General features: G+C 66.8%; 19 protein-coding genes. 6 read left to right on the top strand and 13 right to left on the bottom strand.

The window, feature by feature from the left end; all coding sequences use genetic code 11:
* Position 1: 1 nt before the first annotated feature.
* Both FB478_RS15925 and FB478_RS15920 read right to left on the bottom strand, forming a co-directional pair.
* Positions 2-919: a carbohydrate ABC transporter permease gene (locus tag FB478_RS15925; protein WP_056393127.1), complete on the bottom strand. Its 918-nt coding sequence runs from the start codon at positions 917-919 to the stop codon at positions 2-4.
* 28 nt (positions 920-947) lie between these two features.
* Positions 948-2,225, bottom strand: a complete 1,278-nt coding sequence (locus FB478_RS15920) for an ABC transporter substrate-binding protein (protein ID WP_056392679.1) — start codon at positions 2,223-2,225, stop codon at positions 948-950.
* 162 nt (positions 2,226-2,387) lie between these two features.
* Between FB478_RS15920 and FB478_RS15915 the strand changes: the two genes are divergently transcribed.
* From FB478_RS15915 to FB478_RS15900, 4 genes are all read left to right on the top strand, one after another.
* Complete coding sequence (locus FB478_RS15915; RefSeq protein WP_144601098.1) at positions 2,388-2,828, top strand: VOC family protein; 441 nt, start codon at positions 2,388-2,390, stop codon at positions 2,826-2,828.
* Positions 2,829-2,850: 22 nt separating this feature from the next.
* Positions 2,851-3,804, top strand: a complete 954-nt coding sequence (locus FB478_RS15910; protein ID WP_018768880.1) for a 1,4-dihydroxy-2-naphthoyl-CoA synthase — start codon at positions 2,851-2,853, stop codon at positions 3,802-3,804.
* 12 nt (positions 3,805-3,816) lie between these two features.
* A complete protein-coding gene (locus FB478_RS15905; RefSeq protein ID WP_186447814.1) occupies positions 3,817-5,010 on the top strand; it encodes an AMP-binding protein in 1,194 nt (397 codons plus the stop codon).
* 76 nt (positions 5,011-5,086) lie between these two features.
* On the top strand, positions 5,087-5,968 hold the full coding sequence (locus FB478_RS15900) for a 1,4-dihydroxy-2-naphthoate polyprenyltransferase (protein WP_144601097.1): 882 nt from the start codon (positions 5,087-5,089) through the stop codon (positions 5,966-5,968).
* Here FB478_RS15900 and FB478_RS15895 read toward each other — a convergent pair.
* A complete protein-coding gene (locus tag FB478_RS15895; RefSeq protein WP_018768883.1) occupies positions 5,965-6,279 on the bottom strand; it encodes a DUF4229 domain-containing protein in 315 nt (104 codons plus the stop codon). The two genes, FB478_RS15900 and FB478_RS15895, sit on opposite strands and share 4 nt — an antisense overlap.
* A 61-nt stretch (positions 6,280-6,340) precedes the next feature.
* Between FB478_RS15895 and FB478_RS15890 the strand changes: the two genes are divergently transcribed.
* Both FB478_RS15890 and FB478_RS15885 read left to right on the top strand, forming a co-directional pair.
* Positions 6,341-6,730, top strand: coding sequence for a PLD nuclease N-terminal domain-containing protein (locus FB478_RS15890; RefSeq protein ID WP_018768884.1), 390 nt, complete (start codon positions 6,341-6,343; stop codon positions 6,728-6,730).
* Between the two features lie 5 nt (positions 6,731-6,735).
* Positions 6,736-7,305, top strand: coding sequence for a hypothetical protein (locus FB478_RS15885; RefSeq protein ID WP_235509832.1), 570 nt, complete (start codon positions 6,736-6,738; stop codon positions 7,303-7,305).
* A gap of 3 nt (positions 7,306-7,308) precedes the next feature.
* Here the strand turns inward: FB478_RS15885 and FB478_RS15880 are convergent, their stop codons facing one another.
* From FB478_RS15880 to FB478_RS15835, 10 genes are all read right to left on the bottom strand, one after another.
* A complete protein-coding gene (locus FB478_RS15880; protein ID WP_056392677.1) occupies positions 7,309-8,802 on the bottom strand; it encodes a dynamin family protein in 1,494 nt (497 codons plus the stop codon).
* Entirely contained in the window at positions 8,799-10,667 is a 1,869-nt protein-coding gene (locus FB478_RS15875; RefSeq protein ID WP_018768887.1) for a dynamin family protein, read from the bottom strand. Before FB478_RS15875 ends, FB478_RS15880 begins: the two co-directional genes overlap by 4 nt.
* A gap of 154 nt (positions 10,668-10,821) precedes the next feature.
* The gene (locus tag FB478_RS15870; RefSeq protein ID WP_056392675.1) at positions 10,822-11,940 is read right to left on the bottom strand and encodes an IniB N-terminal domain-containing protein; all 1,119 of its coding nucleotides are present in this window, start codon (positions 11,938-11,940) and stop codon (positions 10,822-10,824) included.
* A 165-nt stretch (positions 11,941-12,105) separates the two neighbouring features.
* Entirely contained in the window at positions 12,106-14,205 is a 2,100-nt protein-coding gene (locus tag FB478_RS15865; RefSeq protein ID WP_144601096.1) for a LuxR C-terminal-related transcriptional regulator, read from the bottom strand.
* A 1-nt stretch (position 14,206) separates the two neighbouring features.
* On the bottom strand, positions 14,207-16,294 hold the full coding sequence (locus FB478_RS15860; RefSeq protein ID WP_144601095.1) for an Hsp70 family protein: 2,088 nt from the start codon (positions 16,292-16,294) through the stop codon (positions 14,207-14,209).
* A gap of 197 nt (positions 16,295-16,491) precedes the next feature.
* Positions 16,492-17,604 carry a c-type cytochrome biogenesis protein CcsB gene (ccsB, locus tag FB478_RS15855; protein ID WP_018768891.1) on the bottom strand — a complete coding sequence of 371 codons (1,113 nt, stop codon included), beginning with the start codon at positions 17,602-17,604 and terminating at the stop codon, positions 16,492-16,494.
* On the bottom strand, positions 17,604-19,361 hold the full coding sequence (locus FB478_RS15850; protein WP_144601094.1) for a cytochrome c biogenesis protein ResB: 1,758 nt from the start codon (positions 19,359-19,361) through the stop codon (positions 17,604-17,606). Before FB478_RS15850 ends, ccsB begins: the two co-directional genes overlap by 1 nt.
* Positions 19,361-20,116, bottom strand: a complete 756-nt coding sequence (locus FB478_RS15845; RefSeq protein ID WP_144601093.1) for a cytochrome c biogenesis CcdA family protein — start codon at positions 20,114-20,116, stop codon at positions 19,361-19,363. The genes FB478_RS15850 and FB478_RS15845 overlap by 1 nt, the downstream gene beginning before the upstream one ends.
* 14 nt (positions 20,117-20,130) lie before the next feature.
* The gene (locus FB478_RS15840) at positions 20,131-20,709 is read right to left on the bottom strand and encodes a TlpA disulfide reductase family protein (RefSeq protein ID WP_056393113.1); all 579 of its coding nucleotides are present in this window, start codon (positions 20,707-20,709) and stop codon (positions 20,131-20,133) included.
* Between the two features lie 35 nt (positions 20,710-20,744).
* Positions 20,745-21,425 (bottom strand): histidine phosphatase family protein, encoded by a 681-nt coding sequence (locus tag FB478_RS15835; protein WP_026265708.1) that lies wholly within the window; start codon positions 21,423-21,425, stop codon positions 20,745-20,747.
* Positions 21,426-21,615: the final 190 nt, after the last annotated feature.

The following is a 21,615-nucleotide window of genomic DNA, read 5'->3' as shown; positions in this document are numbered from 1 at the left end:
GTCAGCCCTTCTTCCGGTTGAACCGCAGCTGGATGAGGGCGATGGCCAGCAGGACAACCATCAGCACCATGGAGGCCGCGCTGGCGTAGCCCACCTTTGACTGCTCGAAGCCGGTTTTGTAGATGTATTGCACGATCAGGGTGTTCTGCGTCCCCGGGCCGCCGCCGGTCAACGCCTGGATCATGGCGAATTCCTTCATCGCGTGGATGGTGGAGAGCAGGATGACCATGAACGACGTCGGCGCGATTCCCGGGAGCGTGACGTGCCGGAAGCGTTGCCATGCGCTGGCCCCATCCAGTTCCGCTGCCTCCAGCAGGGACTCCGGGATGTTCTTCAGCGCCGCTATGAACAGCAGCATGTTGAAGGCCGTGCCGCCCCAGGCGGAGGCGAAGATGACAACGGCCAGGGCGAGGTTGCCGTCGCTGGACCAGGGCAGGGGGTTGCCGCCCAGGGTGGAAATCACGAAGTTGACGAACCCGAAGTCCTGGCCGAACAGCCACTTCCAGATGACGCCGACCACTATCGGCGAAATCAGCCACGGCAGGAAGATCACCATCTTGGCTGCCGTGCGGCCGCGGACCGCCTTGCTGACCAGCAGCGCGGCCACCCCCAGGGAACAGACGTAAACCAGCGGAACCGACAGGACCGTGTACACGAAGGTCCGGCCAAGCGCACTGTAAAAGCCGGCGTCGGCAAAGAGCTTCTGGAAGTTGGCCAGGCCGATGAAGTGCAGCTTGCCAATGCCGCGATAGTCGGTGAAGGAGTACAGCAGGCCCAGGGCCCCCGGCCACACGAAGAAGACCAGGAAGAGGACCACATTGACGCCGACCAGGACCAGCGGCGCGATGACGTAGCGGTTCCGGCGCTTTTGGGCGGATTTGCTGCGGGGCGGCGGCGCTGGTGCTTGGGGCTCCGTCACCGCGCTGATGGTTTGTTGTGCCACGGGATCAGGCGCCGTTGTAGAGCTTCACGATGTTGTCCACCGTGGTCTTGGCGTCCTGGCTGCCGGAGAGCATCTTGACGGTCTCCTCTCGAAGGGGGTCGCCGGAGAATGGCGTTTCGGCGTAGGCCTCGATGACAACGCGCTTGATGGCGTTGTCCCCCTTGGCCTGGTTGCCGGCGATTTGCTTCTGGTACAGCTCGAATGATGCCTGCTGGAACGGGTACTCCACCTTCAGGTCCTTCACCGGCAGGTAGCCGCCCGTCTTGGCAAACTCGGTGTAGTTCTGGTCGTTGTAGAACCAGTCGATGAACTTCCTGGCTTCCTCATCTGCGCCGGTGTCCTTGAAGGCCACCATGAAGCCGCCGCCGAGGTTGGTGGCATTGGCTTCCTTCTTGGGCAGCGGCACGGACAGCCACTCGAAATCCTTGATGTTCTTGTTGAAGTCCGCCACCTGCCAGCTGCCGGAATAGTAGGCGGCCACCTGGCCGCTCTTGAACATGGCGTTGCCGTCCTCGCCGCTGAGCCAGACGGACTTGGGCATGGTCTGGTCGTCGTTGATCTTCTTGAAGTAGTCCAGCGTTTCCACGGCTTTGCTGTCGCCGGTGTACTTGCCGTTTTCCTTGGCGAAGGCAGTGCTGCCGAATTCGTACATCATGGCGCGCAGGCGGTGGCCGGAGCGGTCCATTACCACGCCGTACTTCGCGCCGGCTTTCTCGCGGACCTGGTTCACGGCTGCGATGAACTCGTCCCAGGTCCAGGTGTTCCCGATGTCGGCCGGGTACTTAACGCCGGCCTTGTCGAACAGGCTCTTGTTTACGAACAGGCCCACCGCGGTGAGGTCGGAGGGGATTGCGGGGATGATGCCGTCCGGGGATTCCTGAAGGTACTTTTCGTCGATCCCGTGGGACTTGGCAATGTCCGAGAGGTCCTGGAGCTGGTTCGCCCAGAGCGGGTCCAGTCCGGTGACGCGGGCCAACGCCGGGAGGTCATTGGCTGTGGCGGCATTCTTCAGCTTGGTGGTGATGTCCGCAGTAGGGACATCGACAACCTCGATAGTGATCCCGGTGGCTTCCTTGTACTTCTTGGCCGCAGCGGCGAAGGCTCCACCCTGGTTGGTGTCGCCGGAGAGGATAAGCTGCAGGGTCTTGGAGCCCCCATCCGGGGAGTTGCCTGCCCCTCCTCCGCTACACGCTGTGAGGCCGGCAGCCAGGGCCGACAGTCCGAAGGCCGTCAGGCCAAGCTGGCGGCGGGTAATGCTGGAGATTCTTGTCGTCTCTGACAATGCTCTGTCCTGTCTCTCGCGGTCGTGAGGGAAAACCCTTTCCGGTGAAACTGTGACCTATGTCATGACATAAAGTCAAGAATACTTTTCAACGTTATAGATCTTTCGCGCACCTTCAGCCCGGTTCTTCCGCACCGCTGCATGCGGCCGTACGGTGGACGGATGGGACTGAATATCCAGATAGTCATTGATTCCGCCAGGCCGCACGAGCTCGCCGACTGGTGGGCGGAAACCCTGCAGTGGGCCGTGGAACCGCAGGACGCCGGGTTCATCCGCTCCATGGTCGACCAGGGCTTCGCCTCGGAGGACCAGACCATGACGCACCGCGGGAACCTGGTGTGGAAGGACGGCGCTGCCATCCGGCCGCCGGAGGAGATCGAGGCCAAGGCGCCTGCGCGGCGCATGCTGTTCCAGTCGGTCCCGGAGGGAAAGACGGTGAAGAACCGGGTGCACTGGGACGTCAGGCTGGACGGCCGGGACAAGGACGAAGTGCGGCGCGAGCTTGAGGCCCGCGGCGCGTCCTTCCTGTGGTCGGCGCGGCAGGGGCCCCATTCCTGGCACACCATGGCGGACCCCGAGGGCAACGAGTTCTGCATCAGCTGATGCCGATTACTAGACTTGGACAGTGAGCAACCAGATCCCCGCCCCGGTGTCCGACGTCTTCGATCCCACGCGCTGGCGGGTGGTCTCCGGCTTCGAGGACTTCCAGGACATGACCTACCACCGGCAGGTGGAGCGGGATTCCGACGGCGGCTGGGTGCGTGACCTGCCCACGGTCCGCATCGCATTCAACCGGCCCGAGGTCCGCAACGCGTTCCGGCCGGGTACCGTGGACGAGCTCTACCGCGCCATGGACCACGCCCGGATGACCCCCGACGTGGCCACCGTGCTCCTCACCGGCAACGGCCCCTCCCCCAAGGACGGCGGCCACTCCTTCTGCTCCGGCGGCGACCAGCGGATCCGGGGCCGGGACGGCTACCGGTACGCCGACGGCGAGACGCAGGAAACCATCGACCCCGCCCGCGCCGGCCGGCTCCACATCCTGGAAGTCCAGCGGCTCATGCGCACCATGCCCAAGGTGGTCATCGCGGTGGTCAACGGCTGGGCCGCCGGCGGCGGACATTCACTGCACGTGGTCAGCGACCTCACCATCGCCTCCCGGCAGCACGGCAAGTTCAAGCAGACAGACGCCACCGTGGGAAGTTTCGACGCCGGCTACGGCTCCGCGCTGCTGGCCCGCCAGGTGGGGCAAAAGACAGCCCGGGAGATCTTCTTCCTGGCCCGCGAATATTCCGCAGAGGACATGGTTCGCATGGGTGCAGTGAATGAGGCCGTGGACCACGCGCGGCTCGAGGAAGTGGCGCTGGAGTACGCCGCGGACATCGCCCGCCAGTCCCCGCAGGCCATCCGCATGCTGAAGTTCGCCTTCAACCTCGCGGACGACGGCCTGGCCGGCCAGCAGGTGTTCGCCGGCGAAGCCACCCGCCTGGCGTACATGACGGATGAAGCCGTGGAGGGCAAGGAGGCCTTCCTGCAAAAACGCGACCCCGACTGGTCACGCTTCCCGCACTACTTCTAAGGCAGGACGGCAATGAACAGCGAAGCAACACCGGCGCCCGTCCCCACCGGGCCGCTGAATATCGAACCCGCCCTGAAAGCCCTCGCGGCCGCCCTCCATGGTGAGGGCCCCGCCGTCGAACTGTCCCTGGGCCCGGACGGCAGCCTGGTCGTGGGCCACGTGGAGACGCCGGGCTGCGACGACGCCGTAGCCGTGGTCCGCACGTCAGGTTCCACCGGCACACCCAAGGCAACAGTGCTGACCGTGGAATCCCTGGCGGCCTCCTCCATGGCCACCGCCCTGCGGCTCAAGGGCGAGGGCCAGTGGCTGCTGGCGCTGCCCGTTCAGTTCGTGGCCGGCATCCAGGTGCTGGTGCGCTCCCTGTTCGCCGGCACCCGGCCCTGGGTCATGGACATGTCCGGCGGCTTCACCCCGGAGGCGTTCACGGCCGCCGCGCTGGAACTGACGGACAAAATCCGGTTCACCTCCCTTGTTCCCACCCAGCTGCAGCGGCTCCTGGACCACCCGTCACCGGACACGCTCGCCGTGCTGCGCCGCTTCAATGCCATCCTGCTGGGCGGCGCCCCGGCCCCGCCGGCCCTGCTGGCAGCCGCCCGGGACGCCGGGGCCAGGGTCATCACCACCTACGGTTCCGCAGAGACCTCCGGCGGCTGCGTCTACGACGGCTACCCCCTTGAAGGCGTCTCGGTCCGCGTGGCGGAGGACGGCCGGATCCTGCTGGGCGGGGACACGGTGGCCGCAGGCTACATCGAGGCGCCGGACGAGGAAACCGGGACGTTCTTCGAGGAGGCCGGCGTGCGCTGGTACCGCACCAGCGACCTGGGCTCCATTGACGACGACGGCCGGCTCACCGTGCTGGGCCGGGCCGACGACGTCATCATCACCGGCGGCGTGAAGGTCTCCGCCGGTCACGTCCAGGAGCAGCTGGAACAATCCGACGCCGTCGCCGCGGCTTTCGTGGCCGGTGTGCCGTCCGCGGAGTGGGGGCAGGCCGTGGCCGCCTACGTGGCGCTCACCCCCGAAGGCGCGTCCGGGCAGGAAGCCGGGGACGCCGCCGTCGTGCTCCAACAACTGTGGCAGCAGCAACTGGGCGTCCTGGCGCCCAAGACCGTCCTCACCGCACCGGCCCTGCGGATGCTGCCCAACGGCAAACCGGACCGGCTCGCCATGACCGCCGAACTCAGCGCCCTGCACGGGGGAAAGTAGAGTTGGACCTGCACCACCGCGGCGGGTGCGCACGTTCCATCCTGCCGTCTTACCGAAACAACACGAGGTACTAACCGTGGCAACAGCCGCCCAATGGATCCAAGGCGCCCGACTCCGGACGCTGCCGGCAGCGATCGCGCCAGTGCTGATCGGCACCGCCGCCGCCTACGAAATGGACTCGTTCCTCCTGCCCAACGCCATCCTTGCGGCTCTGGTGGCGCTCCTGCTCCAAGTGGGCGTGAACTATGCCAACGACTACTCGGACGGCATCCGCGGGACCGACGACGACCGCGTGGGTCCGCTGCGGCTGGTGGGCTCGGGCGCCGCCAAGCCTGAACACGTCAAGTGGGCGGCGCTGGGAACGTTCGCCCTGGCCATGGTGTTAGGCCTGGTCCTGGTGGTCCTCACCCAGGCCTGGTGGCTGATCCTGGTGGGGCTCGGCTGTGTGATGGCCGCCTGGGGCTACACCGGCGGCAAGAACCCCTACGGCTACATGGGCCTGGGCGACCTGTTCGTCTTCGTCTTCTTCGGCCTGGTGGCCACCCTGGGCACCACCTACACGCAGGCGGGCCACATCAGCCTGTCCGCGGTCATCGGAGCGATCGGCACCGGCCTGATCGCCACGGCGCTGCTCATGGCCAACAACGTCCGGGACATCCCCACCGACATGCAGGCCGGCAAGAAGACCCTGGCGGTGCGGCTGGGCGACAAGCATGCGCGGGAAAGCTACGTGCTGATGCTCGCCGTCGCCATCCTGCTGGTGGTGATCCTGGCACCGGGCCGGCCGTGGATCCTGATCGTGCTGCTGCTCATTCCGGCCTGCCTGATGCCGGCCTGGCTGATGATCAACGGGCGCAAGCGCAAAAGCCTGATCCCGGTCCTGAAGCAGACCGGCCTGATCAACCTTGGCTACAGCGTGCTGTTCTCACTGGGGCTGATCCTCAGCCACGGGTTCTAGCGCTTGTTGTTGTTGCTGCCCTTGGCGTTGTTGATGGTGATGTCCGGGTTGGCGTCCAGCAGGGCGTCCTCGGCGTTGGCGTCCTGGACTTCGCCGGCGGAGCGCAGCGGCTTGGCCTTCCCGGAGAAGCGGTGCTGCAGGGCCGCGGCGGCAGCGTCGCGCTGCTTCTGGAAGAACAGGTAGCTGATGGCAAAGGCAATGAGCGCGGCGCAGATCACGGACATCAGCACCCCCACCTGCAGAAGCGCGAACAGGGCAAACAGGGGCACGAAGATTGCCAGCCGGATCAGGGAATATTTCAAAAAGGCCACTATTCAAGTTTAGCCGCCTCCGCCAGCGGCCCCTGCGCGTCCTGACGATAGACTTAATGGCATGCTCTTCCGTGTGGCTTTGGCCGTCGCAGTCCTCGTCATCTTCGTGTATGGCCTGGTGGACGTGATTCGCACTGAGGGCCGACTGACCCGCGGGATTTCCAAACCGGCCTGGATCATCGTCCAGATTGTCCTGCCCGTCCTGGGAGCCATCCTGTGGCTGCTGATTGGCAGACCGCGCGGTACTGAGCAGCCCCGGCCCAGCTACCCGCATCCCGTGGCTCCGGACGATGACCCGGACTTCCTCCGCAACCTTGAGGCACGGCGCCGCAAGCAGGCCGAAACGGAGCGCCTCAAGAAACTCCGGGACGAGCTGGACGCAAAAGCCAAGGAGGACGGCGGCAAAGGCCAGCGCGGCACCGATGAACACGATACCGACGGACTGAAATAACGCTTATGGCGTTCCAACCCGGCGGAGAAGAGCGGCGCGTGCCGGCTCCCCCACCGAGGCCCGGCCTGTCCTACTCCGCGCCGCCGCCCATCCCCGTCACTCCCCCGGTACCCCAGGTTGTCCGGACGGCCCGCACGCTCTGGATCTTGAGCTTCGTGGCGGGCCTGGCCGTCCTGCTGGGATCCTTCGTGGCCCGGGATTCCAACCTGCAGCGGCTCCGTGGCGTAGTGGCGGACATGGCTGCGGGCAGCGACGCCGGGTCGGTAGGGACCGCGGCGGAGATCGTCTTCTGGGGGAGCATCGGCGCCCTGTTGCTGGTGACCGTGCTTGAAGCTGCTGTCCTGGCCGCGGCGCTGGGCCGCAAAAACTGGGCCCGCTGGGTCCTGGTCCTGCTGCTGGCCGCCCACCTTCCCGTCCTGCTCCTGGCATCCGCCTTCCTGGTCCCAAACGGCGCCGACGGCAGCTACGTGGTGATGCTGTGGGGTGCCGGCCTGCTCCTGGCGTTCGCCGGGCTGGTGCTTCTGTTCCTGCCGTCCGCCGGCTCCTGGCTGAAGCGGGAGGCCACGCAGGCCTGAGCCCTACGCTGACTGCGCCTGGGCGTCCCTGGCTGCGAAATCCGCAAGGACACCCTCGCAACTGCGGATCACCACCCGGCACGTTTCAACAGCGGACCTGGCCGTCAGCGGGCTTTCAGCGACCCTGCGCCACCGCGCCAGGCAGCGCCGCGCCTCAGCGGCCAGCACGTCCGGACCGGAGTCAGGCGCCATGCCGAGCCGCAGGGATGCCGCCGCGCCGCGGCCGCCAATGAGCCGTTCAGCTTCCGCCGCCAGTTCGGGAGCCAGGTCCACTCCGGCAGTGCGCAGGGCCGCCAGCAGCCGGAGTTCGCGGAACTCATGCGCGTTGGCCTGGACGCGCTCCAGGGACGCCGCCAACTCTTGCGTTCCCTCGCGGGGGCGGCTGTCCAGGAGGTTCCCCACCGCCACCAGCACGGTCCTGGCCTTCAACGCTTCCGCCCGCGCCTGGAACTGCCGGTCCAGCACCTCCAACAGCGGATCCAGGCCGCTGCGCCGGGCCAGCTCATGGGCCAGGGGCGTTGGCTCGGGGTAGCCATTGCGGATAAGGACCACGGCCAGCCGGATACCGAAAAGCCCATAGCGCTCCAGCAGTGAGGACCGTGCCTCTTCCGTCAGTGCCACGGGTTCCCCGGACCGGCGGAACCTGTCGGCGGACAGCAACATCCGTTCGCGCGCGGCCCGGTCCAGGGTGGCCAGCAACTGGAGGGCCTCAAAGTCCGGCTGGCGCAGGGTGCGGGCACTTTGGGCCAGGAGTCCGGCCACCGGGACAACGCCCAGTGCCAGCTTCCGGAGGTTGGGGTCCCGGCTGTACCTTTCCGCGATGCTGCCGGCGGACAACAGGGAGTCGATCCGTCCGGCTCCCACCTCGTCGGCACGGGACAGCACCGCGATGGCGTTGACCGTACCCGAGCGGCCCGCCGCGGTGTCGCGGAAGGATTCCAGGAACCTCAGATCGGACGCGTGCATGTGGCGCATCAGGTAGATGACGGCATCAGCTTCCGACGCCGAATCCTCCGGAGTCAGGAAACGTATGGACCGTGCGGACACGTCCTGGGACACGGAAGCGATGCCGGGGGTGTCGATCAGCGTCATGGCCTGCAGGGCCGGCGCAGGCCATTCGACGTCGAGCCGTTCCACTTCCTCCGCCTCGACGCCGTCGAGGGCGAAGACCAGGCGCCCGTCCACGCGTTTCAACGGCAGGTTCCGGGGCTCCCCAGTGACGGGGTGGAGCGTGATGCGGGGAGTGTGGCCGTGCCGGTACCAGGTGACGATCCGCGTGCATTCGCCGGTGTCCGTCGGCGCGATCTCCTCACCAATGATGGCGTTGAGGAGCGTAGACTTTCCTGCCTTCACCATGCCGGCAATGGCAATCCGCAATGGCTCGGCAAGCCGCCGCGCGTAGCCGCGCAGCGCTTCGGCAGCCTGGGTGTCGTCGCCGTAGACCTCCAGCGCTTCCCGGATCAGTCCGGCTGCCCCGGCCGTGGTGGACGGCGTCATCCAACGCCCGCCCCGGCACGGGTCCCGGCGGCCATGACCTCCGCGGCCACGGCTTCCGCGGCCCGGTGCAGCGCATCCACTTTTTTGAGTTCGGCCCTGATCTCCCGGATCCGCCCTTCCCTCTCCTCGGCATACGATTTGGCGGCCTTCTGGGCCGCGGCCACCGAATCCGACAATGACCTGTGGTACTCGTCCGCGATGTCGGTGAAGTGGTCCCGGATGGTCCGCTGGACCAGGCGCAGCCTGTCCTTGAGCTGCTTTCCCACCTGGAACGTCACGTCGTCGAGCTGGCGCCTCACCAGCGCCTTGGCCTCGCCCTGGCGCCGCTTGAGCCGCGTTTCCTTGTCCTCCCGGTAGGCCTTGCGCCCCAGCAGCAGTCCGGCGCCCACCGACAGGGGATTTATCAGGGCCATCCCGAAAATACCTGTGAGGAGGCCAAACATCAGAACGCCGCCATAGGAGCCGCGCATGCCGATCAGGACTTTCTGGATTGGGTTGACCCGGCCCGGGTCCAGTTCCGCCATCTGGTCGACCGGATCCAGCGCGTCCCCTGAATCGGCAACGTGCAGGACGGGCAGCGATACTTCGTCGGCAGCGAAATGTTCCGCCACCTGCGCCGCCAGCCACTGCGACCGCTCGCTGGTCCAGACAAAGGTGTCCGACACCGCCGCGGCGGCGCAATCTTCGAGCCACTGGGAAAATTCCGTCCAGACCGGCCCGGGATCGCCCTGGTCGATGGCCGACTCGGCTTCCCGTTGGATCCGGCGCAGGCGGTCCCGGAGGTCGTATTCCATGTCGGCAATGAGGTCGTTGATGCCGTCGCTGAGGGTCAGCTGCCAGCGCGCAGACCGTTTCCGCATGTCGTCCGCCTCTGTTTTCGCCTGCTCAAGGTCCGCGAGCATCTGCGGCGTACCCGCAGGGTTCTCCAGGGCCTCAAGCTCGGACTGCAGGGACAGCCGCAGGTTGTCCGTCACGGACAGCAGGTCCTGGCTGACGGAGCGGCGCTGGATGCGCTGCGCCTTGCCCACCACATCGTTGCGCAGATGGGCCACCAGGCCGGGAAAGCCCGATTCCGCGTTGAGCTCGCTGTCCTGGAGCCGGGAGGCCTCAAGGCGGAGGTCCGCGGAGACGGGAAACAGGGGAATGTCCGGTGCCACCTGGTCCAGGTGTGTCCTGTCCAGTTCCCCTACGCGGCGCCAGTCCGGGTAGAGGTCCGTCTTGGAAAGGACGGCTGCAACGCTGGGCGTAATCCGCATGGCCTGGCGCAGGAACCGCAGTTCCGGTTCCGTGTATTCCTGGGAGGCGTCCGAGACCAGCAGCATGGCATCCGCGGTGGGAAGGGCGGTAAGGGTGGTGAGGGTGTGGGTGGAGCCCATGCCGCCCACCCCAGGGGAATCGATGATGGTGAGCCCACCGGTGAGGATCCGTCGGGGCAGGCAGACCTCCGCGGCCGCAAGCTTCAGGCTGTTTCCCGGATTGCCCTGCTCCGAGACGAGGGCCGGCAGTTCTGCCAGGTCGACGGGCCGGCGCTCAACGTTTCCTTCCCGGCCGTCGGCGGCAGCCTCCCCGGGCGCCTTTTCAGCTGCCGGGACCAGCACGGCGGCCGAGGCCGGTTCACCATAGCGGACGATGGTGGGAACCGAGGTGGCAATATCGTCATCCACCGGGCACACCGGCGCGTTCACCAGGGCATTGATGAGCTTGCTCTTCCCCTGTTTGAACTCCCCCACCACAATCACCCGGATGCTGGGATCCTGCAGCCGTGCCATGGCCTGCTCCAGCCTCCTGCGCAGGTCCGCACGCTCCCCGCCGCCCACCAGCTGCAGGCCCTCGTCAACAAGCCTCACCAGCTGGCCGGCCGTCATGGGCCCCGCTGCCCTTGCCGGTCCTGCTTCTGCCACAGCGTGCCCCTCGTTCCAGTGCGGAAAATGTGTCCAGTGCGCCTTCGGTAATACGGGAAGAGCCCGGCAGAAGGTGGGATGCCTCCTGCCGGGCGGTTCGCCTCCCGGAAACAGCGTGTTACAGGACGGTGGAGTCGTCAACCACTGAATCGTCGATGGTGGTGTGGTTGTCCTGGTCGATATCGGTGTGGCTGGAATTGTCCTCCGTGAAATCGAACTGGTTGTCTGCCACCACCACGTTGTCCTCCACGATGCTCGTGGCCGAATTGTCCTGGAAGGAGTCCTCCACGTTGACATCCACTGTGCTGGCGGTGGAGTTGTCCTGGTTGAACGAATCTTCCAGCGTCGTGGTGCTGGAGCTGTCCTGGTTGAAGGAGTCCTCCACCTCCACCGAGGCCTGGGTGGAGTTGTCGGAATTGTCGTTGAACGAGTCGCGGACATCGAGGTCAGTATCGGTGCTGACGGAGTGGTCCGAATGGTCCGAGTAGTCGGAGTTGTCCGAGTTGTCGTTGAAGGAGTCGTCAACATCCAGGCCGACGTCGGTGTTGAAGGAGTCCGAGATGTCAGTCTCCTCATTGCCGATGCCGACGTCCCCGCCGGCGTGGATGGAGTTGTCCGTGGAGTTATCCGTGGAGTTATCGGTGTTGTAGGAATCCCTGATGTTGTTCGAGTCCCTGAGATCGGCGTCATCGCCGGCGGCGACTGCCCGGTCCCCGGTGGCCACCACGGCGTCGTTGTCGAACCACTGCTCCACGTCTCCGTGCGCCCAGATGTTCTGGTTGACGGACTGGTCGGTCATGGTGTCCCGGTCGTCAACCGTGGTGGTGCTGGTGGTGTAGGAGAAGTGGTTTATCACGTTGTGCAGTTGCTGTACTGCGTGGGCGTGGTCGTCCTGGTCGTAGTTCGGGATGCCATGTACCATTCCTTGGCTTCCGGCGTGGATGGCTGTTGCGCCCCCCACAGAACCCGCTGACACAGAGCCAGCCGACGCACCTGCGCCCGCCCATGCGCTGCTGCCGCCTGTGTTGTATTCGCGTTCGAACGACGAGGCGTTGACGGTGATGGGAGCGTAGTCGAGGACAACAGGCATTGCAGCGTCAACGTCGGCCAAGCACACGTTGCCCAGGCCGTGTTCGGCCAGCGTCTTCTCCGGGTTGTCCAGGAACGCCTGGATTGCCTTGCGGCTGCCAAAGAGGTGCATCAGGAATTGAACAAGGTCGTTTGCGAGTGTTGGCATATGAGTGGTCCTCACATCTTCGTCGAGTTGCGGATCATCCGGCGGAACGTGTCTGGCTGCTTCAAAACTAGGTTCGCTGCCGGAGACTGGGCATCGGGCGCATTCCCCCTACCGGTGGAAGCCGTACCGGGGTGCTCCCGGGTCCGCGGCTAGGGGCATTAGGGACTACTCCTGTTGCGGGTTCATGTGCTGGGAATTCTCAACGCCCAAGGCCACCCGTAAACGGGCCAGCAGGTCAGACCGGTTTTCAGCGCCCAGGCGGCGGCGTATCCGGGCAATGTGGTGTTCTGCCGTCCTGGGCGAGATGTAGATGGCCTCACCGATTTCCCGGTAGGTTTTGCCCTCAAGCACCAGCCTGGCAACTTCCTTTTCCCGCTCACTCAGTCCGGAGCCGTCCGGCTGGTGCGCCCTGCCGCCGTTGTCGGCGGGGGTTCCTGCCTGGATGGCGGCCCCTGACGCGGCACCGGCCGGGTTGCCCTGCGGGTGGAGGTCCCGGGCGCAGGACAGCAGGCGCATCATGTCCCGCCGCTCGTCAGCACGTGCGGCAGCGTGGCCGGCCAGCCTTGCACCCTCCCAGGGCATTCCTACAGCGCCCAGCAGCCGGGCCGCGCCCTCCACGTCGGCAGTACGGAAGCGGCCGGCGAGCACCGAAACCCAGGCCTTTCCCGCGGTGGCCAAGACTGCGGCAAGCTGGCTGTGGACGGAGGCCCGGGCCAGTGCAGTGGCATGCGGAGCAAGATCGGCGGGGCTTTCATTCAGCAGTGCGGCCTGGACGCCGGCCCAGTGCAGGGGAACGGCCCACAGCGCGGGTTCGTCCAGGCGCCCCAGCAGCTTCCAGGCTTCTTCCAGGTAGTGCGCCACGCGCCGCGTTTCGCGCAGGCGGGCAGCAGCAATCAGCATTTCCCCCCACGGCAGGAGGTTGTAGAGGTCCACCGAGGTATGGAGCATGGCCTCGCGGGCCCGCTCCCACGCCCTGAGGAGCTCCGGCACGTCACCGTTCCGCCGGGCTAGCCCCACCTCAAGTGCAGCGCACATGAACTCGTCGCGCGGGACCAGCGGCCAATGGTTGGCCTTGGCGGCTTCCGTGGCGGCAAGCCGGGCATCCTCGAGTTTGTCCTGCATCATGTCCGCCCAGGCCTGCAGCAGCAGCAGCCTGGGTTGTGCGGCATTGCCTCCCTGCCCGGCAGCGGCCGCTGCCCGGCAGACGGTTTCCGCCAGGTGCGGCTCACCGGTGTGCAGGGCCAGCAAGGCTGCCAGCGCAGCCGGCGTTTCCGGCAGCGGAAGCGATATGCCTGCCGAGTTCAGCATGTCCGAGGCATGGATCAGCACGGAGATGCCCTGTTGTGGTTTCTCCCCCAGGGATGCGAAGACCCCCTGCCCCGTCTGGACCAGCGTGGCGGCAAGAAGGGTGGGGGAAGCTGCCGGCGCGGCGGGCTGGAAGAACGCCTCCGCCCCAGACCGGTCTCCGACTCCTATCAGGACAACGGCGGCGAGGGGCGCTGATACGCCCACACGCTCGGGGCCCAACCAGTTGTAAACATCGGCCCCGCGGGCCAGCATGCCCCTTTGCGCCCACACGGAGGCGGCCACATCCGCACCCCGGCGCACATCCCGCGGGTCGGCGCTGACCAGGAGGGTGTCAATGATGCGCGCAGCCGCATCAAGCTCACCATCACCGGCCGCCGCCTGCGCGCGGCGGGCTGCCGTCGCTACCGGATCGGCGCCCGCCAGGAGGGCCTCCTCGTAAAGCTGCGATGCGAGCCGGGGGTTATGCTCCAACGCACTGTCCGCGGCCAGCTCCAGTTCAGCAGCCACCCGGGGGTCGGTGAGCCCGCCGCGGGCAAGCTCGCGGGCAAGGTTACCCAACCGCTGTCCGGCGGCCGTGTAGACGCCCACGAGCTCACGCTGGAGCGCGTGCACCTTGGCAATGGGTGTGGCAGCCAGCAGTGCGTGTTGCGCGGTCCCCACCACGGTGCCGTCCGGCCCAAGCAGTCCCGCGGCCTCGGCCCGGTCCACCAGGACATCCAGGTCCTCCGCCCCGCCGCTGCCGAACTTTTGCTGCAGGTCCGCAGGCAGCGGCCCCGGCAGTGCGAAGCCCACCGAGAGCGCCAGCAGCAGTTCCCGCACCACGGCGTTGGCACCCTTCAGCTGCTTGGCCATCTGCTCGGCAGCGTGCAGCGGGTGCCCCTGGTGGTCCGGTCCCGTAGACGCCGCCCCGGGTTGTTCCTCCCGTTGGAATTGTCCGTCCTGAAGCTGCCCGTCCATCTCAGGCCCCCGGAGCGGCGGTCGTGGCCGTTTCAACGGCGGCTGCGGCGGACGTGGTTTCGGGTTCAAGCGGTGTTACTTGCGGCGCTGGGCTGCCGGTAGCTTCCACGGCCACCTCCGTTGGTGTCATCGAGGGATCCGGGGCAGTTGTGGCACTTGGGCTCTCTGTCTGCGTGGGCTGGCTGGTGTCGTCCTGTGTAGGCGATTCAGTTGCCGTGGGCGAATCAGTCGCCGCAGGAGTCGTCGGGTCAGCCGTCCCGGAGTCGGTGGGCGTTGGGGTGCCTTCACTCTGTGTGGGGTCGGCGGAACCGCCCGCCTGCGGGGTGTCGGAAGCGGGCGTGGGAACCACCGTAACGGCCTCGGGAGCAACGCCTGACCCACCCGTTGTCCCCCCGGAGCCGGCAAGCGCATCGGGGACTGCCGCCGCTGCGACGACAGGCCCGTCAGCAATCGCGCTGCTTCCAGCCGCCGGCCCGTCGTTGCCGGCCGCCTGCCCGCCGGGGGGCGTGGCAGATGCTTCCAGTCCGGTCCCTGGAGCAAGGGGTTTCCTGGCGCTGGCCTCGATGCCCGCGAGTGGTTGGGCCACCGCGGCCGGGGTTGCTGACTCCCCTGCACCGGCGGCGTCCGAACCGCCCGCATCGGTGCCGGCGGAGCCTCCCGTGGTACTGGCACCGGCCTGCGGCACGAACATGGCAGTCAGGCTTCCGAAACCGTCCGGGCTTTGCGCGGCCGTTGCCGTGAGGACCGTCAGGACCGCAGCAGCCGCGGCCACGGCGGTCACGCGGACGGTGGGCTTCGGCGCGTGCGCGCCCCGCGCCCCGCGCCGGGCACCGCGGACGGCGACTGGCCCTGCCGGGGCGCCTGCCGCCGTCGTATATTTCCGCGACCAACTGGGCCTGCCCGGGCCGGTTGGAGCGGGCGGCACGTCGGAGGGTACGACGGCGGCCGGCGCCTCCCGGGCGGCCGCTTCAGTTTCTGCCGGGTCAGCTGCTGCCGCCACTGCGGCCGTGCGGGCGAGGACGGCTGCCACTGCCGCCCCCAGGCAGATGGAGGACTTGGGATCGGCATCCACAGCGATAGGCCGGTCCAGCTCCTCCGACACCACCTGGGCCACCAGGGGGATCCGGGACGATCCCCCGATCAACAGCACCGTGGACAAGTCTGCCGGAACCAGGTGGAGCTGGGCCAGGGAGTGCTCCAGCGCCTCCACTGTTTCCCGTACAGGCTCTTCGATCAGCGCCTCGAATTCCGAACGGACCAGCCGGATCTGCTGCTGGATGCCGGGCAGGAGCACCGGAATGGTGGATTCGCTGTCCGCGGAGAGTGCTTCCTTGGCCTCGACGCATTCGCGGCGGAGCCGGGTGAGGGCCCCCAGCACCGCCGGGTCACCAGTGTCCAGATCGTCCAGGGCGTTCCCGGTGTGCGCAGCCACGTACCGGAACACTGCGGCATCAAAGTCGGCGCCGCCCAGGTCCTCGATGCCCTCCGGGTGCCCCAGGAGCTCAAAGCGGCTGCTGCCGCACTTCCTCAGCACGGCGGTGTCGAACGTGCCGCCGCCGAGGTCGTACACGGCGATGGTGCTGCCTTCCTCCACGCGCACCTGGGAGGCGTAATGCAGGGCTGCGGCCTCGGGTTCGGCAAGGAGCGTGACGTTCTCCAGGCCATGCGCGGCGAGGGCGTCGCGGACGACGGAAAGCCGGTGGTTGCCCCAGGCTGCGGGGTGGGTCAGGAAAATGGCCGACGCCGGGCCCCCCTCACGCTCGGTGGCCCGGTCCGCCACCCAGCGGGCAACGGTGGCATAGACGTCCTCCGGCCGCAGGACCAGGGTGCCCAGGACGAAGGGTACGTCGTCGCCAATCCGGCGCTTGAATTCCCGGACCACGCGTTCCGGAGAGTCCAGTCCTCGGCGTTCTGCCGCCTCCCCCACCAGGACCGCGCCTTCCTCCGGGTAGTACACCACGGAGGGCACAGACGCTCCACGCGTGCCCAGGGGCAGGCATTCGGGCACGGCGTTGGGACCTTGGTTAAAGCGCACAACGGCAGCTGCCGTGTAACTGGTCCCGACGTCAACGGCGAGAGCGTAGCTCATTGGGGTACCTCGAAAGGCTGGTGGTCCACCTGCAAGCTTCATCACAGGGAACGTCACCAACGTAGCATTTCCGAAGGACCGGGGAACACCCCTGTTGCTACATCGAATGGTTATTTATCGGACCGTTGCCGTCTCTCGACTGCGCCCCCGGTTTTAGGACCCGGAAACCCCCGTTTTAGGGGCCGAAAGGCCCTTGTTTAAAGGCCGGAGTAGGAGTGGAGTCCGTTGAAGAACTGGTTGACGATGGTGAAGTTGAAGATCACGCAAAGGTAGCCCACGATCGACAGCCAGGCGGCCCGTGTTCCGGTCCAGCCGCGGGTGGCCCGGGCGTGCAGGTAGCCGGCGTAGACAACCCAGATCACGAAGGTCCAGACCTCCTTGGTGTCCCACCCCCAGAACCGGCCCCAGGCCTTTTCCGCCCAGATGGCACCGAACATGAGGGTGAAGGTCCAGCCGATGAAGGCGATGGCGTTGATGCGGTAGGACAGGTTTTCCAGGCTCAGCGCGGAGGGCACCAGGCGCATGAAGCCGAGCTTGTCGGCACCGCCGGCGGCCACGGTCTTCTGCCGGTGGGTCTGCACCAGCTGCAGTGCGGACATCGCGAAGGTCAGGGTGAACAGCGCCGAGGAGAGCACGGCGATGGAAACGTGGATGACCAGCCAGTAGCTCTGCAGGGCGGGAACCAGGTGTCCCACGGGGGTCCAGAACGCCACCGAGGCAGCCACCAGCATGATGATCACCAGGCCCACCACGAAGGTGCCCAGGAAGCGGAGGTCGCGGCGGATCAGCGAGAGCAGGAACACGGCCGCCACCAGGAAGGCGCCGGTGGTGAGGAATTCGTACATGTTGCCCCACGGCACCCGGCCTGCGCCCAGGGCCCTGGTGACCACGCCGGCGCCGTGGATGACGACAGCAAGGGTGGTCACGGCCACCGCAACACGCGCCGGAACCCGGCGCTCGGCGGCGTACTTCATGTCGCCGTCGGCAGTCATGAAGCCTCCGGTTCCTGCACCGCTGGCTTTGGCGGCGGACGACGACGGGCGCTCGGCCCGTCCGGCCGGCCCGTCCAGTCGGGCCTCAACACCGCGGGATCCTTCGCGCGCCCCTGCTCCGGCAGCAACGCCGGCGGTTACGGGGACCTTGGCGGCAGCACCGGCCTGCGCGGCCCTGAGGTCCACAGCGCGCAGCGCCTTGCTGCTCTTGGCCAGGTCCCAGGCGAAGGCGATGAAGGCCACCGTGTAGGTACCCGCCGCCAGCAGCATGAAGAGTTCGCTGTACTGGCCCATGGTTTCATTGATTCCAAATGGCATTACTGGTCCTTTTCGGGCCCGGTGGGGCCTGCTGGGGTGGTGACGGAGCCTGCGGCATTAGCGGCGGAGCCTGCGACATTATCGCTCCGCCGGCTGGGAGTTTGCTGGGACTGGCCAGTGTCTTCGGTGTCTTCCGGCAACTGCCACTCGGCGGAGAACAGTTTCCGGAGCGCTGCCGCCTCCCCGGCGAGGCGGTGGTCCTCGCCGCGGGCCAGGAGTCCGTATTCCACCATGGTGCGGCCGTCCGCGGCGGTGCCCGTCCGCACCCAGACGCGCCGGCGGTTGACGTAGAGCGAGAGGATCAGGCCGGCCACGGCCAGCAAAGCGAAGACCAGGGCGTAGACCTGCCCGGGGTTGTGGTGGATGTCCACGCCGATGTACCGCTTCACGCCGTCGAAACTGATGGTGCCCTTGCCGTCCGGCAGTGTGAAGGTGGAGCCGGGTGCCAGCGTAATGCCGCCGGCCGCCAGGTTCCTGGCGTTGAGCGGCGTCAGGTTCTTGACATCCAGTTCGAAGACGTTCTGCGGGGCACCGGTGTTCAGGCCCAGGTCCCCGTAGTAGGAGTTCAGGGTCAGCTGGGGGTTGAACAGTTCGGGGTCGGCACTGAACGAAACGTTCTTGTCCGTCACGAACGCGGTGGGGAGGAAGAAGCCCACGAACCCCAGCTGGTCCGGCTGGGCGTCCGGAACCTTGATCACCACGGACGAGTAGTAGTTATCGCCCTGAAGCTTGGCCACCACCGGGCCCTGCATGGCCACGTTGCCGGCGCCGTCCCGTACGGTCACCACCGGTGCGTAGCCGTTGCCGGTGAGGTAGATGCTGGTGCCGCCCAGGGTCACGGGATCGTTGACCTTCAGGATTTCCTGCTTGGCTGGAGCGTCCGGGTTTTCCTTGGTGGTCACCGTGGCGGCGAAGTCGATGGGCTGGCCGAACTTGCCCTTGGATTCGCGGTCGAACGTGATGTTGAACTTGTCCAGCTGGAGCGAGTACGGCTGCAGCTGGCTGGACTGGAAGTTGGTGCCCGGGTTGAACTGGTCGTAGCCCACCAGGGTGTTCACGAACGTGTCGCCTTCCACCAGGATGCGCTGGCCGCTGTAGCCGAACAGGCCGCCTGCGGCCACGGCCACCAGCACGCCGATGAGCGAGGTGTGGAAGACGAGGTTGCCCACTTCCTTCAGGAAGCCGCGCTCGGCCCCCAGGGACGGGCGGTTGCCGTCGGCGTCCCTGACCTCCACCCGGTAGCCGCGCTTCCGCAGCAGTCCGGCCGCACTGTTGATGGCCTCCGACGCGGGGATGCCGGTGCGGGCGGGAATCACCAGGGTGCCGTATTCCGGCAGCCGGGACAGGCGTTGCGGCGTCCGTGGCGGCTGGGAGCGCATGGCCTTGTAGTGGGCGATGGCACGCGGCACCACGCAGCCGATCAGCGAGATGAACAGCAGGAGGTAGATCGCCGAGAACCAGGCCGAGGAGTAGACGTCATAGAGCTGCAGGGAGTCCAGCAGCTTGCCGTAGTCCGGATGGTCCTTGATGTACTGGGTCACCACGGCCGGGTTGGCGGGCCGCTGCGGGAACAGGGATCCGGGGACGGCGGCGACGGCGAGGAGCAGCAGCAGGAACAGCGCGGTGCGCATGCTGGTCAGCTGGGTCCAGGCCCACCGCAGCATGCCCTTGGGGCCCAGGGCCGGAAGGGCGGCCTGGGCTTTTGCCTCCGCTACGGGGGCGGATTGCTTCTTCTTTACGTTCACACGCTCGCTCATCAGATCGGCAACTTCACGTCGGTTTGGAACCAGTACTGCAGCCCGGTCACCCAGGCTCCCCATACGCCGGTGGCCATCAGCAGGCCCAGCACCACCAGGATTCCGCCGCCGGTCCGCTGGATGGCAACGCGGTGCTTGCGGAAGAACGCCATGACGCCCATTCCGCGGCGCAGGGCCAGCGCGATCACCAGGAACGGAATGCCCAGTCCCAGGCTGTAGACGAATGCCAGGAAGGCGCCCTTGGCGGCCGAGGAGCCGCCGGAAAGGCTGAGGAGCTGCACGGCCGAGTAGGTGGGGCCGATGCACGGCGCCCAGCCCAGGCCGAAGGTCAGGCCCAGCAGCGGTGCTCCCCAGAGCCCGGCGGGCGGCTTGGCGTGGATCTTTGCGTCCCGCTGGAGCCAGCTGAAGCCGCCCATGAAGACAATGCCCATGATGATCACCAGGACCCCCAGGAGCTGGGTGATCCAGGCATTCTGGCTGCCGGTAATGAGGGTGCCCAACTGGCCGAATGCGCCGCCCAGCAGGACGAAGATCACCGAGAATCCCAGGACGAAGAGCCCGATCCCGGCCAGCATCCGGCCGCGCTTCTGCTTTTGCAGGTCCACGCCGCTCAGGCCCGTGACGTAACCCAGGTAGCCAGGAACCAGGGGAAGGACGCAGGGGGAAAGAAAGGAGACCAGTCCGGCAAGCAGTGCCACCGGAATGGCCAGCAGGATGGAGCCGCTGAGGATGGCTTCGGCGAAGGGGCTGTTCATGGTCCCGGCCCGCCCTACTCGGCCACGGCGGCGGTGATGAGGGCTTTCAGGGTGCCCTTCTCGATCTCGCCGAGGACGCGCGAGGCCACCCGTCCCTGCTTGTCCAGGACCAGGGTGGTGGGCACGGCGCCGGGCGGTACCAGGCCGGACACGGACAGCAGGACGCTTCCGTCCTTGTCGTCAAAGCTCGGGTAGGTCAGGTTGAAGGTCTTTTCGAACGCCTCCGCCGTGGGTTTCTCGTCCCGGAGGTTGACGCCGAAGAACTGCACGCCCTGGTCCTTGAACTCCTGGTGCAGCGCTTCCAGGAGGGGAGCTTCCACGCGGCACGGCGCGCAGGCGGCGAACCAGAAATTCAGGACGCTCACCTTGCCCTGGAAGTCGGCCGGGGTTACCGCAGTGCCGTTGAAAAGCGCACCCTGGATCTGCACGGCTTCCTTGCGGTCCCCGGCGGCGAACTCTGTCACGGAGCCGTCGCCGGCCACATAGTTCTTGTTGTCCCCCGCCTTGGCCTGCTTGGCCAGCGCATCCTCCTGGGCACAGCCGGAGAGGCCCAGGGTCAGCGCGGTCAGGGCCATGCCGCCGGCGGCGAGCATGCTGCGGCGGGAGGGGAGGTTGTTGTTGCTCACTTCTAGGCTCCAGGGGTGCTGGCGGCACCGGGAAGAAGGGACGCCGCGGGTTCGCTGTACTCGACCCGCAAAAGCGAGCCGTCGTCGTCGAACACCAGGGACGTGACGGACGTCAGGGTGCACTCGCGCTTGCGTGGGTCGTGCCACAGGGGCCGGCCTTCGGCGCTGAGCCGGGCAGCCCAGATCGGCAGTTGGTGGCTCACCAGGATCGCCTCGGGGCCGTGGGCACCGAAGTCGCCGGCAGCAAGCTCGATGGCCCGCAGCCGGGCGTCCTGCGCCGCGGCCGCCACCCTCGCGGCCTGCTCCTTGTACGGTTCGCCCCAGGAGGGGCGCAGCGGGTTGACCAGGTGCGGCCAGTGCCTGGGCCGGCGGAGTTCGGCCTTGGTGACCTTCATGCCCTCAAAGTAGTTTTCCGCTTCGATGATCCGCTCGTCGGTGTGGACCTGCAGCTGCAGGGCTTCCGACGTCGGCCGCGCCGTTTCCTGCGCGCGGTCCAGTGGGGAGGCGGCCAGGTAGGTGATGCGGGCGCCGCGTTCGGCGCGCTGCCGGAAGTATTCGGCGAGCGTCCGGGCCATCTCCTGCCCCAGTTCGGAGAGGTGGAATTCGGGAAGCCGTCCGTAGAGAACGCCCTCGGGGTTATGGACCTCGCCGTGGCGGAGCAGATGGACAGTGGCTTGGGGCATGTTTACCAGTTTCTCAAAGATGGCGTGCGATCCGAAATCTCGGGCCGCTCCTTCTACAAAGAGTAGAACTTAAGTTTTTGAAGAAATGTTCCGTGGACGGGAACAAAACATGCAAACGCATGTTTATACTGGATGCAGCAAGTTAGTTGAGGCTTCAACAGATGAAGGTTCAACGGCAGGACCTCAGTAC

The organism is Arthrobacter sp. AG367, assembly GCF_007828995.1.
Classification (GTDB): Bacteria; Actinomycetota; Actinomycetes; order Actinomycetales; family Micrococcaceae; genus Arthrobacter.
This window is presented reverse-complemented; position numbering and strand designations above follow the sequence as displayed.